Here is a 14,811-nt window from a genome sequence, read left to right as displayed (position 1 = left end):
TCCGCATCGCTGTGCAGTTTGCGGGTGGCAAAGCCGCCGCCTGTTGCCAAGCGGCACAACGCATCTGCCATCGCAGGTTTGACCTTCGAGAGATTATCAAAGGCCAGAACATGCGCGCCTTGGGCTGCAATCACCAAATCCCGCTCGTCGCTTGGAAAGCTGCGTGTTGCCAGCGTTGACGGATCAACCAACGCTCGCAGCACTTTGGACGTGGTGCTTTTGGCGCTGCCTTGTTCGCCTGTTAGGATCAAAAGCGGGTAGGGGCCACTGGGGCGCAAGCAGCCCATGAGCCAGCCGACCATAAGCCGAAAGTCATCATCCGTTGCCACGTTTACAAACGGGCGTAGCAGATCAATTCCGGCGGTGCCTTTTATCGGTACGGGCAGCGGGGCCATACTTGGGGTGCGTTTAAAACGCGGTGCCGTTTTGGACTGTATCGCCCCGTTACGTATCGCCCAGCCATCCGAGGTGATATGTACCGTAGACCAATCTGGCCGCCCAAGGTCCAAAACAATGCTTTGCGGTCCTAACGTATCAGGGCCACTGCCGATACGGGTGAACACCTCGCGCCGTTCGCCCTCAAATAGGGCTTCCCCAATCATCTGCCGCACTTGATCATCCAGCTTGGCAGCGGGTGGCACTTTGCCACTCGTTTGATAGGCGGCATGGGCCAAGAGCCGTTTGAACGCGGCGCTTTCCAAAGCGAAGGTTTCCCACGGGGCTGCTTGGGGGGCGGAACTATTGCCACGCTTTATTGAGGCGTAGGGCTTGCCCTCCGGTGTGTGCCAAAGGTCTATCCCGTCAAACAGTTCTGGGGCCTCGTTGTCATTCGCGACCACCTCCTGCAAACGGGCGATCTCAAATTGAAGCTTTGGCTGAGATTGCTGAGATCAAGGCGCAGAACTTTGCGGCGGAGTTGGAAGCGCGGAACCGCAAAAAAGATATCCAACGGCGCTTGGCGGAAGGACCGCATAATCCCTGGCTGCCAACGCCGCACGGGCCGATGCGCGAGGTGATTTTGATGGCCAATAAGGAATGGTTCGATGCTGAACTTGCGGCTGTCTTTGGTGAAGGTGTGGAGGTCACGCATTCCGATACAGACGGATGCGCCTTTCTTTTTAGCGTTGGCGCAGTAGTCGCGGCGCGCTTTGCCGTTGCCTGCCACGGTAAGGTTTGCCGTTGATCGTTGTTTGGCGCCAGTGGCTGCTGTTCTTGCGTCTCATTTTTGCTGCTGGAGATGGAATGCCGTTAGCATTCAGCTGTGCCGCGATTTTAAGTGGTGACACTCCGGGGGCGTTTTCTGTGAAGATGCGGCGCACGATGGCGGCTTCGTTGTCGTCAATATCGACGTGGCCTTTTTGAACCAGATCGTCTTGTCCGATGCGGGGGGGCATAGCCGTAAGATTTGCCGCCTGCGCTTTGGCCGCGTTCAAACTTTCCGCGCAGATCGCGCCGTGTTTTGAGGGCGAGGTCTTCAATAAGCATCTGTGCCATCGTGGACATAATGCCCATGTCGAGCCGGCCGAGTTTGCCTTTGCCCAACTGGTGAAGCTCAATGTCTGCGAAGGTCGCGGCCTTGTAGAAGTTCGAGGCCCGTTCAAGATCACGACCAAGGCGATCGACATGTTCAAACAGAACGATGTCAAATGCGCGTGCGTGAACTGCGTCGAGTAGCGCCTGAAACCCAGGGCCGGTCCCGCAGGGCGCAGACATGATGTGATTGAGCTATCTTGCCCCTCCAACATTCATCCATGTGGTCTTTAATTCAACATATTTATCAAGAGCATGCAAAGACTTGTCTCGGCCAATGCCGGATTGCTTGAAACCGCCAAATGGTGTCGTCATATCGTCGCAATCGTAGCAGTTAACGTAGACCAACCCAGCACGGATGCTAGAGGATACTTTGTGGGCCGTGGTGAGATCGTCTGTCCAGACCGCTGACGCAAGACCGTAACAACTGTCATTAGCAGCCTCAATCGCCTCATCAACACTATCGACCGGTATGACAGTAAGCATCGGCCCAAAAATCTCCTCTTGGGCGATCCGCATACTATTTGTCGCGTTGTCATAAATCGTCGGTTCGATATAGCAGCCACCACTGTCTTGGCGGACACGGATTCCGCCTGTCGCGACCCGCGCGCCGTCCTCTTTTGCGTAGTCCACAAACTCCATTACGCGATTGGTGTGGCGTTCATCGACTATCGCACCCATCGTGGTCTCAGGCAGCAACGGGTTGTTCGGCTGATAGGATTTTGCGACTTCAATCAAGGTTTCGACGACTTCCTCGTGTACGCTGCGCTCAACGATCAAACGGCTGGGGCACGTACACATTTCGCCTTGGTTGAAAAACGCAGAATGTGCCGAGGTTTCGGCAGCGTGTTTGGTGGCATGGTAGCTGGACAGGATGATGTTCGGGCTTTTACCGCCCAGTTCAAGACCCAGCCGTTTGAGATTGGATTTCGCAGAATATTCCATGAAATATTTGCCGACCTGCGTGGACCCCGTAAAGAACAGCCCATCGACATCCATGTGTAAGCCCAAGGCTTGGCCTACTTCGGGTCCGTCGCCTGTTACGACGTTAAAGACGCCGGCCGGAACGCCAGCTTCGAGAGCAAGTTCCGCCAAGCGTATTGCGGATAGAGATGATTGTTCGGCAGGTTTCAAAACCACAGAGTTTCCCATGGCGAGGGCAGGAGCGACTTTCCAAGAGGCCATGAGCATCGGGAAATTCCACGGCACGACTGCAGCGACAACGCCGAGTGGTTCTTTAGTTACAAGCGCCAGAGTGTTCCGGGCAGTTGGGGCGACCTCATCGTAAATTTTATCGATGGCTTCGCCGTACCAGTCAAAACAATTGGCCACAGCGCGTACGTCAATTGAGGTGCTGTCAGCGATGGGTTTGCCCATGTCCAACGTTTCAAGCAAGGCAAGTTCATCACGGTTTTCACGAATGAGGGTGGCGAGGCGACGCAGCACCAGTTTGCGGTCGCTTGGGGATTGATGGGCCCAGCGGCCATCGGCGAATGCGCGACGACCTGCCGCTACAGCCAAGTCCACATCGTGGGTTCCGCAATGCGCTACGTCCGCAAGGTGACGCCCGTCAATTGGGCTGGTCGATGCAAAGGTCTTTCCCGAAACGGCGTCTACGAATTTCCCGTCGATGAGAGCTTTCGCGTTTATTGATAAGGTTTCGGCCTTCGCAATCCAGTCAACCTTGGTGATGTCAGTCATGGCGTGGCTCCGTTTTTGTTATCACTATTTTAAAAATGATATCACATTATTGAGTGGCCATGCCAGATATATTTATTCTGCGCGCATTCCCAGCGCCTTCACAGGGCGGTCATGCGGCATTTTGCGCTTTCAACAGTTCTCGTCCTGAATGTGTAATGCCATCAAAGACATCACGTTCGACGGCACTCGAAAGCATTTCTATGTCCCGTATCTTCAGCGCTGCGATGATTTCTTTGTGTCGGTCGATGATGTAGTATTTCTCGACCTTCTCAATCACCTGTCTTTGAAACGGACCGAGTTGAAGCCAGACACTGTTAATGGCGGGCATCACTGTTTGATTAGGGTTCGCCGTATAGAGTGTTCGATGGAACTGTTGGTTGAGAAGAGTGAGATGGTCATGGTTCTGGAGTTCGATCTGGCGGTCCATCTCATCGTCGATTTTGATGAGTTCATTGATTAGAACTTCTGATATGTAAGGCATTGCACGCCTTGCGGCATGGACTTCAAGCGTTGTCCGTAGGGCTACCAGTTCTTCGAACCGTTGGCTCAACATGGTCGGGATTATCATGCGTCGGTTGCCTAAAATCTCGACGGCACTTTCAGAACTCAGACGGCGCAGTGCGTCGCGGATGGGTGTCGGGCTTAGGCCCAATTCAACTGCAAGGCCGCGCATTGTAAGGGATGTTCCGGGCTGGATAGCCCCTAGCATGACAGCACTCTTCAGTCGCTCGTACACATACTCTTGTGTCGTAGCAAAGCCGTCTTTCCCTATTTCGGGAATATTAAGTTCGATATTTTTTCTCATAAAATCAAAAGTATCAGCGTCCACATTGTGATCATAGAGTTAAATATATTGACTTAAATAAAATCTGCAATCACATTAATTAAAATGATATCACAATATTTTTTGAATGGGATGCTAAATGTCGGATCAAAGTGTTACGGATTGGCTGGAACAGCGCCCAGAGATCGACTCAATTTTCGCCTGTGTTTGTGATCTGAACGGATCAATGCGCGGCAAGCGCATACCCGTCGCGCAGGCAGGTAAGATGGCAGAAGGCGCGCTGCGGATGCCCCTTTCGGTTCTCAATGTTGATGTCTGGGGAGAGGATGTCGAAAAAAGCGAGCTGGTTTTTGAAACAGGCGATTCCGACGGCTTGTGCGAGTTCGTGGGGCGTCCCTTGTCTCCGATCACTTGGAACAGCCGTCCGACAGCCCTAGCGATGCTTTGGATGCGCCAAGAAGATGGTACTCCGTTTTTGGGTGACCCTCGGCGTGCGCTTGCTGCTGTTGTCGATACCTATAAGGAAATGGGGTTGACCCCAGTTGTGGCGACCGAGCTTGAATTCTACCTGTGTGACCCCGAATTGGACCGCCCGCAGGCCCCGCGCTCTCCCGTCACTGGCAAGCGGTTGGATTCTGACGGGGCATTATCGGTTGATGAATTACAACATTTCGATGCCTTTCTGAATGATGTGTACGATGCCTGCAAAGCCCAAGGGATTCCCGCAGATGCCGCGATTTCCGAAAACGGGGCAGGGCAATTCGAAATCAACATGATGCATGTGGCGGACCCTGTGCGGGCGGCCGATGATGCAATTCTTTTCAAGCGGCTTGTGCGGGGCATTGCCCGCAAACACGGGTTTGCGGGGACGTTCATGGCCAAGCCATATGGCGATCGTGCCGGCAGCGGGTTTCACGTGCATTTCTCGCTTGTTGACGAAAACGGTGTGAATGTTTTCGACAATGGCGGCGAAGAAGGCACAGAATTGATGTTGAACGCAGTCGCTGGACTGCTGGAAACCATGCAAGAAAACACACTGACTTTTGCACCCCATGAAAATTCATTCCGCCGTTTGCTGCCAGGCTCGCATGCGCCAACGGGTGTTGCTTGGGGGTACGAAAACCGCACCGCCGCGATTCGTATCCCAGGTGGTAGCCCGAAGGCGCGACGTATTGAGCACCGCGTCGCTGGTGCCGATGCGAATCCCTACCTTGTGCTCGCCAGCGTGCTGGGGGGGGCAATGATTGGTATCAAAGAAAAGCTTACGCCTGCGCCCGCAATCAAAGGCGATGCATATGACCTGAACTTGCCGCATTTGCCTATGGATTGGGCAACGGCGATTGATGCCTTCAAGCGGGGTCAGAATATTCAATCTATTTTTTCAAAAAGGCTGCAAACTATGTTTGTAGAGTGCAAGAAACAAGAGCTTCGCAAGTTCGCTCTTGAGGTCACAAACTTCGAATATCATTCGTATCTGGAGGTGGTGTGATGGGCGCACTTAAGGGGTCATATGCAGGCGACGGTTCGCACGTTGATAGCTATTATGCGGCTTCTGCCAACGCGAGCCCTGAGCGCCCTGCACTAAGCGGCAATACCGAAATCGATGTGTGCATTGTCGGAGCGGGTTACAGTGGTCTCTCGACGGGTTTGCACTTGGTTGAGAAGGGCTACAAGGTTGCGATCATCGAAGGGGCGCGTGTCGGCTGGGGTGCTTCCGGGCGTAACGGCGGGCAAATCGTAAACGGGCTGAATGCCAGTCTGCAGACTATTAAGGTGCGCTACGGTCAGGACACTGCAAATTTCGTGGCAGGTCTGGCTCAAGAGGGTGGAGAGATCATCCGCGAGCGGATCAAAACCTACGATATCAAATGCGACTTGAAGGAAACGAACGTCTTTACCGGACTGACCAAAGCCCACATGGACGAGCTTGAAGCACGCATGAAGCTTTGGGACAGCTATGGTATTAAGAATCAGGAAATGCTGGACAAAAACCAGTTGCGTGATCATGTAAATTCCGACCTTTACGAAGGCGGGTTGATCGACCACAGCGGTGGACACATGCACCCGCTGAACCTTGCTTTGGGTGAGGCGGCAGCCTTTGAGAAACTGGGTGGTATAATCTACGAAATGTCGCCGGTCACGGGGGTTGATACTGACGCGGCTAAGCCGGTGGTGAAGACCCGCGACGGGCAATTGACCTGTAAGACCTTGGTTTTGTGCGGCAACGCTTATCTGGGCCACGTGGTGCCAACGCTGACGTCACGGGTCATGCCGGTATCGACACAAATGATGGCGACTGCTCCACTCGGCGAGGAACTCGCGAATTCTTTGATACCAGGTGACGGCTGTGTCGAGGACATCCGCTACATCTTGGATTACTTCCGTCTGTCGGCTGATAAGCGGATGTTGTTCGGCGGTGGCACAGTCTACGGCGGCACCGACCCCAAAGACATCAAGGCCAAGCTGTTTGGCAATATGGTCAAGGTTTTCCCCCAGTTGAAAGGCGTTCAAATCGACCATGCATGGAGCGGCAATTTCGCGCTGTCGTTCAGCCGCGTGCCGCAGATGGGGCGCATTGGGAATAACACATATTTTGCTCATGGCTATTCCGGGCACGGCGTGACCGGATCGCACACCTTTGGCCGGATTTTGTCCGAAGCCATCGATGGCGACCTCACACGATTTGACGTTTTCGAAAATGTGCCTTGGTACCCATTCCCTGGTGGGCGCGCGCTACGTGTGCCGTACTCCATGATGGGGTCGTGGTGGTACGCGCTCAAAGACAGGCTCGGGGTTTAAGCCTCTACAAAGAATAACATGAGTGACTAAAACAGGGAAAATAAACGATGAAAAAATTATCAACATTCACGTCTATATTGGCAATCACCGCAGGTGCTGCTGTAGCCGAAGGCGAGTTAAACATTTACAACTGGTCCGACTATATTGCCGAAGACACGATCGCAAATTTCGAAGCAGCCACTGGCATCTCCGTCAATTACGATGTTTACGACAGCAACGAAATTCTTGAGGCAAAAATGCTGACTGGCTCCAGCGGGTATGACCTTGTGGTGCCATCCATCGAATTCTTAGCTCGACAGGCTAAGGCGGGTGTCTTCTCTCCAATCGATAAGGAGGCGCTTAGCAACTATGGCAATCTTGATCCGGTCATTCTTAACATCGTCGCGCTTAACGATCCCGACAACACGTTCGGTGTTCCCTATACTATGTTTACGACGGGCATCGGCTATAATGTGACTAAAGTCGCATCGCGCATCGAGGCGGATCAGATCGGCAGCTGGGACATGGTATTTGATCCCAAAACAGCCGCCAAGCTGGCCGATTGCGGTGTTGCTGTACTCGATAGCCCATCCGAGATGATTGCTCCTGCGTTGAACTACCTTGGTCTTGATCCGAATTCGGAAGATACTGATGATTTGGAACAAGCTGTGGCGCTGATGCAGTCTGTGCGCCCGCATATCCGCTACTTCCATTCCTCACAGTACATCAACGATCTTGCTAACGGTGATATCTGCGTTGCGGTCGGCTATTCTGGTGACGTTCTGCAAGCCCGTGATCGTGCAGCAGAAGCAGGTCAAGGCGTTGAAGTGGCCTATGCCATTCCAACAGAAGGCGGTCAGGTTGGGTTCGACATGCTTGCGATCCCTGATGATGCACCAAATCCTGAAAATGCGCTTGCGTTTATCAACTACATTCTCGAACCCGAGGTCGCAGCTGCCATCACAAACTACGTCTACTACGCAAACCCAAACACACTGGCGACGGAATTTGTCGATGAAGAAGTCGCCTCGGACCCCGGCATTTACCCATCCGCAGAGATCAGCGCACACCTTTTTTCGCTTAAACCACATTCAGCGCGCTATGACCGTTCGCTGACTCGTGCATGGACGACAATCAAAACGGGACAATAGACCTAAAGGATATGAGAGGGCCCTCGTGTGGGCCTTCTTGTCTTTCAGCACATATAGGGGCCGAAGATGTCACATGAGAACGCCACACCAGACACCCAGCCATGGAACGACCCAAAGGCAGTTCCGTTTCTGCAGGTTAAAAATGTCACCAAGAAGTTTGGCACTTTCACGGCGGTCAGTGATGTGTCCTTGGATGTGTACAAAGGCGAGATTTTTTGTCTGTTGGGCGGGTCCGGTTGCGGAAAATCTACGCTTTTGCGGATGTTGTCCGGCTTTGAAGATGTGACAAGTGGTCAGATTATTATTGACGGTCAGGATCAGGCTGGCGTCGCCCCCTATGCTCGCCAAACGAACATGATGTTTCAGTCTTACGCATTGTTCCCGCATATGACCGTTGAGAAAAATATCGCCTATGGGCTGAAACGTGATGGCCTACCGCGTGATGAAGTCGCGGTACGGGTTTCGGAAATGATTTCTCTGGTTCAACTGGACAAATTCGCGAACCGAAAGCCGCATCAGCTGTCTGGCGGACAGCAACAGCGTGTTGCTCTGGCGCGATCTTTGGTGAAAAAGCCGAAATTGTTGATGCTGGATGAACCGCTTGGTGCGCTCGACAAGAAGTTGCGCGAAGAAACTCAGTTCGAACTGATGGAGATTCAGGAAAACCTCGGCGTTACCTTTGTTGTTGTGACCCACGATCAGGAAGAGGCCATGACGCTGTCCAGTCGCATTGGCGTGATGACTGATGGGCAAATTGTTCAAACCGGTACGCCGCATGAAATCTACGAATATCCCGCCAACCGTTTTGTCGCAGATTTCATCGGGTCGGTGAATATCTTTGAAGGTCGTATCGTCGAGGATGAGGTAGACTATGTTGTCGTGCAGTCACGTGAAACGAATACCGACATCTTTGTGGCTCATGGGGTGTCAGGAACCGTAGGTCAAAAGGTCGCCATTGCTGTGCGACCTGAAAAAATGACTATTAGTAAAGATCCATTGCCGGACATGCGCAATGTTATCAAAGGCACTATCGCCGAGGTTGCCTATATGGGCAACAGGTCCGTCTATCAGGTTCAGTTGGAAAGCGGCAAGCGTGTGCGTGTGGCCCATCCCAACCGCACGCGCCGTGGAGCGCATACACTGACGTGGGAAGACGAAGTATATGTTGGTTGGGCCGGTCAAGCTGGCGTCGTGGTGTCGCAATGAATCGTGCGCCAGACATTGAAAGCAAGCTTCCCGCGGGGCAGTTTATCGGCCGTATCCTGAACCGTTTTGGGTTTAGGGGACGTGGTCTTGTTATTGCAATCCCGACCCTGTGGTTGCTGGTGTTCTTTCTTATCCCGTTCTTGGTCGTGGCCAAAATTTCCTTGTCCGAGGCCGCAATTGCGCGGCCTCCGTACCTTCCTATCTGGGAATGGTCTGACGGCTTCCTAAGCTTCAGCTTCAACTTTGGGAACTACATGTTCCTGTTTGAAGATCCGCTTTATCTGTCGGCCTATATGGAATCCGTCAAAATCGCAGGGGTCGCGACAATTATTGCGCTGCTGCTTGGCTATCCGATGGCCTATCTCATTGCGCGTTCAGCGCCAAATACGCGCAATCTTCTTTTGATGTTGGTGATCCTGCCATTCTGGACATCGTTTCTGCTGCGGGTTTATGCATGGATCGGGTTCCTCAAAAGCAATGGGATCATCAATAACTTCCTGATGTCGATGGGGGTGATTGATGAGCCGTTCGTCATGCTGCAAACTGATTTCGCAGTCTACGTCGGTATCGTTTACACGTATCTGCCGTTCATGATCCTACCGCTCTATGCCAATCTGGTGAAGCTCGATCCATCCTACCTTGAAGCTGCGTCAGACTTGGGCGCGCGCCCTATTGTATCCTTTTTCACAGTGACGCTTCCCCTATCGATGAGCGGGATCATCGCAGGCTGCATGTTGGTTTTCATCCCAGCAGTGGGTGAATTTGTTGTTCCTGCATTGCTGGGTGGACCAGATACACTGATGATCGGAAGCATACTTTGGAACGAATTCTTCTCGAACCGCGATTGGCCTATCGCATCTGCCGTTGCCATCGTGATGCTGTTTGTTTTGGTTGTCCCGATCATGTTGTTGCGCCGCGCGCAAGCCGCTGAACAAGAGGCAGCATCATGAGGGGGCCTTCGACGTTTCTTAAGGTTATGGGGCTGGTGGGGTTCATTTTTCTCTATGCTCCGATCATCTCGCTTGTTGTTTACAGTTTTAATGAAAGCAAACTGGTGACGGTCTGGGGCGGATTTTCTACGAAGTGGTACGTGGAGTTATTTCGCGACCCACAAATTCTTGAGGCTGCTTGGGTCAGCCTAAAAATCGCGTTTATCAGTGCGACATTGGCCATCATTATCGGGACGGTTGCGTCATTCGTGTTGATCCGATTCAAAAAGTTCCGATCAAAGGCGTTGCTATCGATGATGATCACGGCCCCCTTGGTCATGCCCGAAGTCATCATTGGCCTGTCTCTTTTGTTGTTGTTCGTTGCGATGGAAAATCTGATCGGCTGGCCTAGTGGGCGCGGTATGCTGACAATTATCATTGCCCACGCGACATTTGGCTCGGCTTATGCTGCCGTCGTGATACAATCACGATTGGTTGATATGGACCTGTCCATCGAAGAAGCGGCGCTTGATTTGGGTGCAAAGCCGCTGCGTGTATTTTTCGATATCACCTTGCCGATTATAGCGCCTGCGTTGATGTCAGGTTGGTTGCTGTCGTTTACTCTCAGCCTTGATGATCTTGTGATCGCAAGCTTTGTGTCAGGTCCCGGCGCATCGACGCTTCCAATGGTCATCTTCTCTAAAGTACGTCTTGGGGTCAGCCCTGATGTGAATGCTCTTGCCACAATAATTATCGGGATCGTATCGCTCGGTATCATTGTTGCAGCCCTTCAAATGAACAGAGGTAAGAAAAATGGATAACGCTGGTGATCAAGCATTCATGCGCAAAGACACGACGATGGGTCGTTGGCATGAAATGACTTATGGTGGCGCGCTTAGCTTTTTGCGCCGCAATTACAGCCGTGACCTAAACGGTGTAGATGTTGCTGTTAGCGGCGTGCCGTTTGATACTTCGGTGACGTTCCGCCCCGGTTGCCGTCTCGGGCCGCAAGCTATCCGCGCGGCATCGGTACAGCTGGCAGAGCTAAAAGCGTTTCCGTTCGGATTTGACCCCTTTGACACGTTGTCGGTTGTGGACGCCGGTGACGTTATGATTGACCCGCATCACCCCGAAACGGTGCGCCCTTCAATTGAGGCCCATGCCGATGCAATATTGGCCAGTGGTGCGAAGATGTTGACGCTGGGAGGGGATCATTCGATCGCCTATCCCTTGCTTAAAGCGCATGCAAAGAAGCATGGACCAATTGCTCTGATTCAGTTCGACGCCCACTGCGATACATGGGACGATGACGGTGTGCAGATGGATCATGGGACCATGTTCCTGCGTGCCGCGCGTGAGGGAATTATTGATGTGAGTAAATCAACGCAAGTGGGCTTACGCACCTATAATGACGAAGATTTCGGGTTTGAAATTTTGACCAGCCCATGGATACACCGCAACGGAATTGATGCGGCAATCGCGATTGCACGCGAGCGCGCGGGGCGGGCCCCTGTCTACATCTCGTTTGACGTGGATGGCATGGACCCAGCGTTCGCCCCTGGAACCGGCACACCTGTTCCGGGCGGTCTGGCCTCTTGGCAAGCGCTTGAGTTCATCCGCGGCTTGGGTGGTCTACACTTGGTGGGCATGGATGTTGTCGAAGTGTCTCCCCCCTTTGATCATTCTGAAATTACGGCGATCGCTGCGGCAACTGTGGCACATGATTGGTTGTGCCTGCTGGCGAAAGACAAAGGCGCGACATCCCATGAAGTGGGGCGAGTCTGAGATATATCATGAAAATTGGCATTCTGAAAACTGGACGCACGCCTGATGAGTTAATCGACGAACACGGCGATTACGACGCGTTCTTCAAACGTTTATTGGCGGGCCGCGGATTTGAATTTATCACATACGATGTGCTATCAGGTGTCTTGCCTGCGTCCAGCAACGAGGCTGAAGGCTGGTTGATCACGGGATCAAAGCATGGCGTCTATGAAAAGCTTGATTGGATATCAAAGCTTGAAGACTTCTTGCGCGAGGCCTTTGCCGCAGGGCGTCCTATTATCGGCGTCTGTTTTGGTCACCAGATCCTTGCTCAAGCCCTCGGCGGCAAGGTGGAGAAATTCAGCGGTGGCTGGTCCGTTGGGCCAACGTCTTATCAGGACGCTCAGGGAGAGGATCAAACCATCATCGCCTGGCACCAAGACCAAGTCGTTGAGCGGCCAGTAGGTGCCAAGGTGATCGGCTCTTCAGAGTTTTGCGAAAACGCGATTTTGGCTTATGGGGACATTGCCCTAACCATCCAACCGCATCCAGAATTTACTGCAGATTTCATGGCAGGTCTACTGGAAGCCCGACGCGGTATTTTGCCAGATTCCGTTGTTCTAAAAGCGCAGGAACGTCAAACTGATGTGCTTACATCGCTCAATTATGCCGTGATCTTTGAGGACTTTTTCAAACGAAAACGTCAATCGAGTTGATAAGGGGGATCATCGAATTCGAAGACGTTTTTTCAGGACTTGGCCGTAATTACGACCGCGCAGTAATTTACATCAATGAAGTCGTCTCTATATGCCTTAAGCGTTGTATCTAGCCCCCTAATTACCCTCTAATTGCTCTGAAATATCCGCAACTGAATATTCACGATCCACCACTTGCGCGACCGCGTCACGGGTGAACTCATCTGTAAATCTAATCCTAAACATCACAAAACAGGCGTGATAGGTGGTGTTGCGAGGCCAAGGTGGGATGGCTTGGCCTCGCGAAATTAGATGATTTCATCTTCGTCAAACAAAGGGTCGTCGGACAGTTGGTCGTTCAAATCTTCGACCGCATCTTCGGCGTCAGCCATGGATTTGACGCGCGCCAAATGGAATACAGCATCACCTTCGTTGACGACTGGAAGCACGGCGCGGCCAATGATAATGCCATTGAACGGCGCGAGAATTTCTTCTTCTTTTTCGCCAAACGGATCGGCCACAACTCCCATCACTTCGCCTTTGGCAACCACTTCGCCATCTGCCTTAAAGGTACGCAAAAGACCACCCGCAGGGGCCCGTGACCATTTGCTTGATGTGCAATATTGCGCGGGGGCTTTGGGTTTGGCGATGCCTTTTGCGGGCAGCATTTTAACATGACGTAAAACCCGCAAGATGCCAGCAACACCCGCGCGCACCGACATTTCATCAAACCGCAGACCTTCGCCCGCTTCATACAGTAAAACGGTTTTGCCGATGTCTTGCGCCGCGCCGCGCAAAGACCCGTCGCGCAATGGCGATTCCAAGGTGATTGGTGCGCCGAAAACCTCGGCCAATTCTGACAAATACGGATTTTTCGGCGATATGCGCACTTGCGGAAAGTTGGTGCGATGAATGGCTGCAGAGTGCAAATCGATGCCAAGATCGCAACGGGCCACGACTTCGTTCAGAAACAAATGCGCCAACCGAGATGCAAGCGATCCGCTTGCTGTGCCGGGAAACATGCGGTTCAAATCACGGCGGTCCGGCAGATAGCGCGAGTGGTTGATGAACCCGAATGCATTCACAATCGGGATCACGATCAGCGTGCCGCGCAGCGATTTCAAATTGGGTGCTCTGAGCAGGCGTCGCACGATTTCGACCCCGATCACTTCGTCCCCATGGATACCCGCACTGACGAACACGGTTGGCCCGTCGGACTTGCCGTGAATGACATGAACCGACATAGACACAGGGGTGTGGTCAGACAAAACACTGACCGGAAGATCAACGGTTTGCCGCGTGCCAGCCGCAATGCTGGCACCGCCCATTTCAAATGCTGCGCGACGTGCCATTAGCCTTTGCCTTTTGTCTTTGTGTTGCCTTTAACGACGCTTTTTTCCATGTGTTCGATGATTTTGCCTGCCACATCCAAGCCTGTCGCCTTTTCAACGCCTTCCAAGCCAGGTGATGAGTTCACTTCCATCACAACGGGGCCGTGGTTGGCGCGCAGCATATCGACGCCACAGACATTCAAGCCCATGGATTTTGCCGCACGGATGGCTGTTGAGCGTTCCTCGGGTGACAATTTGATCAATTGCGCAGAACCGCCGCGGTGTAGGTTGGATCGGAAATCGCCTTCTGCTCCGGTACGTTTCATCGCTGCGATCACTTTACCGCCAACGACGATTGCGCGGATATCTGTGCCGCCGGCTTCTTTGATGAACTCTTGCAACAAGATGTTGGTCCCAGATGCGCGGAACGCTTCAACAACTGATGTGGCAGAGCGATCTGTATCGGCCAAAACCACGCCCAAACCTTGGGTGCCTTCCAGCAGTTTAATCACAATAGGGGCACCGCCCGCCAGTTTTAAAACTTCGTCGGTTTGCTTTGGATCATGGGCGAATGTGGTCACAGGCAGGCCAACCCCATCACGTGCCAAAAGCTGCATCGAGCGCAGTTTGTCACGGCTGCGGCCAATGGCGACGCTTTCGTTCAATGGGTAGACGCCCATCATTTCAAACTGGCGCAAAACGGCCAGTCCGTAGAATGTGACCGAGGTGCCGATGCGCGGAATGACGGCATCGTAGCCCTCGAGTTTTTCACCGTTGTAGTACATTTCAGGACGGCGAGATGCGATGTTCATGTAGCAGCGCAGTGTGTTGATGATATCGAGCTGGTGGCCCCGTTCTTCTGCAGCCTCTTTGAGGCGCTTGTGGGAATACAGATTGGCATTGCGTGCCATCATTGCGATTTTCATATGAAAACCCTTTCTG

General features: G+C 52.8%; 15 protein-coding genes and 1 pseudogene. 9 read left to right on the top strand and 7 right to left on the bottom strand.

Annotated elements, in window-relative coordinates:
- Window positions 1–848, bottom strand: a pseudogene (locus BM025_RS03170) (AAA family ATPase); the annotation flags it as partial.
- A 23-nt stretch (window positions 849–871) separates the two neighbouring features.
- On the opposite strand from BM025_RS03170, the gene BM025_RS19075 reads away from it, so the two are divergent.
- Entirely contained in the window at window positions 872–1,183 is a 312-nt protein-coding gene (locus tag BM025_RS19075; protein ID WP_085846952.1) for a hypothetical protein, read from the top strand.
- Here BM025_RS19075 and BM025_RS19700 read toward each other — a convergent pair.
- From BM025_RS19700 to BM025_RS03150, 4 genes are all read right to left on the bottom strand, one after another.
- Window positions 1,119–1,394, bottom strand: coding sequence for a recombinase family protein (locus tag BM025_RS19700; protein ID WP_090875151.1), 276 nt, complete (start codon window positions 1,392–1,394; stop codon window positions 1,119–1,121). The genes BM025_RS19075 and BM025_RS19700 overlap by 65 nt on opposite strands.
- Window positions 1,339–1,713, bottom strand: a complete 375-nt coding sequence (locus tag BM025_RS19305; RefSeq protein WP_090875149.1) for a recombinase family protein — start codon at window positions 1,711–1,713, stop codon at window positions 1,339–1,341. Before BM025_RS19305 ends, BM025_RS19700 begins: the two co-directional genes overlap by 56 nt.
- Before the next feature lie 12 nt (window positions 1,714–1,725).
- On the bottom strand, window positions 1,726–3,231 hold the full coding sequence (locus BM025_RS03155) for an aldehyde dehydrogenase (protein WP_085846954.1): 1,506 nt from the start codon (window positions 3,229–3,231) through the stop codon (window positions 1,726–1,728).
- 109 nt (window positions 3,232–3,340) lie between these two features.
- Window positions 3,341–4,060: a GntR family transcriptional regulator gene (locus BM025_RS03150; protein ID WP_244515412.1), complete on the bottom strand. Its 720-nt coding sequence runs from the start codon at window positions 4,058–4,060 to the stop codon at window positions 3,341–3,343.
- A 94-nt stretch (window positions 4,061–4,154) separates the two neighbouring features.
- Between BM025_RS03150 and BM025_RS03145 the strand changes: the two genes are divergently transcribed.
- From BM025_RS03145 to BM025_RS03110, 8 genes are all read left to right on the top strand, one after another.
- Window positions 4,155–5,504 carry a glutamine synthetase family protein gene (locus BM025_RS03145; protein ID WP_085846955.1) on the top strand — a complete coding sequence of 450 codons (1,350 nt, stop codon included), beginning with the start codon at window positions 4,155–4,157 and terminating at the stop codon, window positions 5,502–5,504.
- The gene (locus BM025_RS03140; RefSeq protein WP_085846956.1) at window positions 5,504–6,814 is read left to right on the top strand and encodes an NAD(P)/FAD-dependent oxidoreductase; all 1,311 of its coding nucleotides are present in this window, start codon (window positions 5,504–5,506) and stop codon (window positions 6,812–6,814) included. Before BM025_RS03145 ends, BM025_RS03140 begins: the two co-directional genes overlap by 1 nt.
- 47 nt (window positions 6,815–6,861) lie before the next feature.
- Window positions 6,862–7,944, top strand: a complete 1,083-nt coding sequence (locus tag BM025_RS03135) for a polyamine ABC transporter substrate-binding protein (protein WP_085846957.1) — start codon at window positions 6,862–6,864, stop codon at window positions 7,942–7,944.
- 66 nt (window positions 7,945–8,010) lie between these two features.
- Window positions 8,011–9,150: an ABC transporter ATP-binding protein gene (locus BM025_RS03130; protein ID WP_085846958.1), complete on the top strand. Its 1,140-nt coding sequence runs from the start codon at window positions 8,011–8,013 to the stop codon at window positions 9,148–9,150.
- Window positions 9,147–10,100 carry an ABC transporter permease subunit gene (locus tag BM025_RS03125; protein ID WP_085846959.1) on the top strand — a complete coding sequence of 318 codons (954 nt, stop codon included), beginning with the start codon at window positions 9,147–9,149 and terminating at the stop codon, window positions 10,098–10,100. The genes BM025_RS03130 and BM025_RS03125 overlap by 4 nt, the downstream gene beginning before the upstream one ends.
- On the top strand, window positions 10,097–10,900 hold the full coding sequence (locus BM025_RS03120; RefSeq protein WP_085846960.1) for an ABC transporter permease subunit: 804 nt from the start codon (window positions 10,097–10,099) through the stop codon (window positions 10,898–10,900). The genes BM025_RS03125 and BM025_RS03120 overlap by 4 nt, the downstream gene beginning before the upstream one ends.
- A complete protein-coding gene (speB, locus tag BM025_RS03115; RefSeq protein WP_085846961.1) occupies window positions 10,893–11,864 on the top strand; it encodes an agmatinase in 972 nt (323 codons plus the stop codon). Before BM025_RS03120 ends, speB begins: the two co-directional genes overlap by 8 nt.
- 8 nt (window positions 11,865–11,872) lie before the next feature.
- Window positions 11,873–12,559, top strand: a complete 687-nt coding sequence (locus BM025_RS03110) for a type 1 glutamine amidotransferase (RefSeq protein ID WP_085846962.1) — start codon at window positions 11,873–11,875, stop codon at window positions 12,557–12,559.
- A 287-nt stretch (window positions 12,560–12,846) separates the two neighbouring features.
- Here BM025_RS03110 and BM025_RS03105 read toward each other — a convergent pair whose 3' ends face one another.
- Together BM025_RS03105 and rimK are read right to left on the bottom strand one after the other, a co-directional pair.
- On the bottom strand, window positions 12,847–13,890 hold the full coding sequence (locus tag BM025_RS03105) for a succinylglutamate desuccinylase/aspartoacylase family protein (RefSeq protein WP_085846963.1): 1,044 nt from the start codon (window positions 13,888–13,890) through the stop codon (window positions 12,847–12,849).
- A complete protein-coding gene (gene rimK / locus BM025_RS03100; RefSeq protein ID WP_085846964.1) occupies window positions 13,890–14,795 on the bottom strand; it encodes a 30S ribosomal protein S6--L-glutamate ligase in 906 nt (301 codons plus the stop codon). Before rimK ends, BM025_RS03105 begins: the two co-directional genes overlap by 1 nt.
- Between the last annotated feature and the right edge of the window lie 16 nt (window positions 14,796–14,811).

It is taken from the genome of Pacificibacter marinus, assembly GCF_900109555.1.
Classification (GTDB): Bacteria; Pseudomonadota; Alphaproteobacteria; order Rhodobacterales; family Rhodobacteraceae; genus Celeribacter; species Celeribacter marinus_C.
The sequence above is the reverse complement of the archived record's forward strand: the minus strand, read 5'-3'. Positions and strand labels throughout refer to the sequence as shown.

Coding starts and splice junctions, on each gene's coding strand:
- BM025_RS19700 (WP_090875151.1), bottom strand. CDS start 1,394: ATGCCCCCCCGCATCGGACAAGACGATCTGGTTCAAAAAGGCCACGTC.
- BM025_RS19305 (WP_090875149.1), bottom strand. CDS start 1,713: ATGTCTGCGCCCTGCGGGACCGGCCCTGGGTTTCAGGCGCTACTCGAC.
- BM025_RS03155 (WP_085846954.1), bottom strand. CDS start 3,231: ATGACTGACATCACCAAGGTTGACTGGATTGCGAAGGCCGAAACCTTA.
- BM025_RS03145 (WP_085846955.1), top strand. CDS start 4,155: ATGTCGGATCAAAGTGTTACGGATTGGCTGGAACAGCGCCCAGAGATC.
- BM025_RS03140 (WP_085846956.1), top strand. CDS start 5,504: ATGGGCGCACTTAAGGGGTCATATGCAGGCGACGGTTCGCACGTTGAT.
- BM025_RS03135 (WP_085846957.1), top strand. CDS start 6,862: ATGAAAAAATTATCAACATTCACGTCTATATTGGCAATCACCGCAGGT.
- BM025_RS03130 (WP_085846958.1), top strand. CDS start 8,011: ATGTCACATGAGAACGCCACACCAGACACCCAGCCATGGAACGACCCA.
- BM025_RS03125 (WP_085846959.1), top strand. CDS start 9,147: ATGAATCGTGCGCCAGACATTGAAAGCAAGCTTCCCGCGGGGCAGTTT.
- BM025_RS03120 (WP_085846960.1), top strand. CDS start 10,097: ATGAGGGGGCCTTCGACGTTTCTTAAGGTTATGGGGCTGGTGGGGTTC.
- speB (WP_085846961.1), top strand. CDS start 10,893: ATGGATAACGCTGGTGATCAAGCATTCATGCGCAAAGACACGACGATG.
- BM025_RS03110 (WP_085846962.1), top strand. CDS start 11,873: ATGAAAATTGGCATTCTGAAAACTGGACGCACGCCTGATGAGTTAATC.
- BM025_RS03105 (WP_085846963.1), bottom strand. CDS start 13,890: ATGGCACGTCGCGCAGCATTTGAAATGGGCGGTGCCAGCATTGCGGCT.
- rimK (WP_085846964.1), bottom strand. CDS start 14,795: ATGAAAATCGCAATGATGGCACGCAATGCCAATCTGTATTCCCACAAG.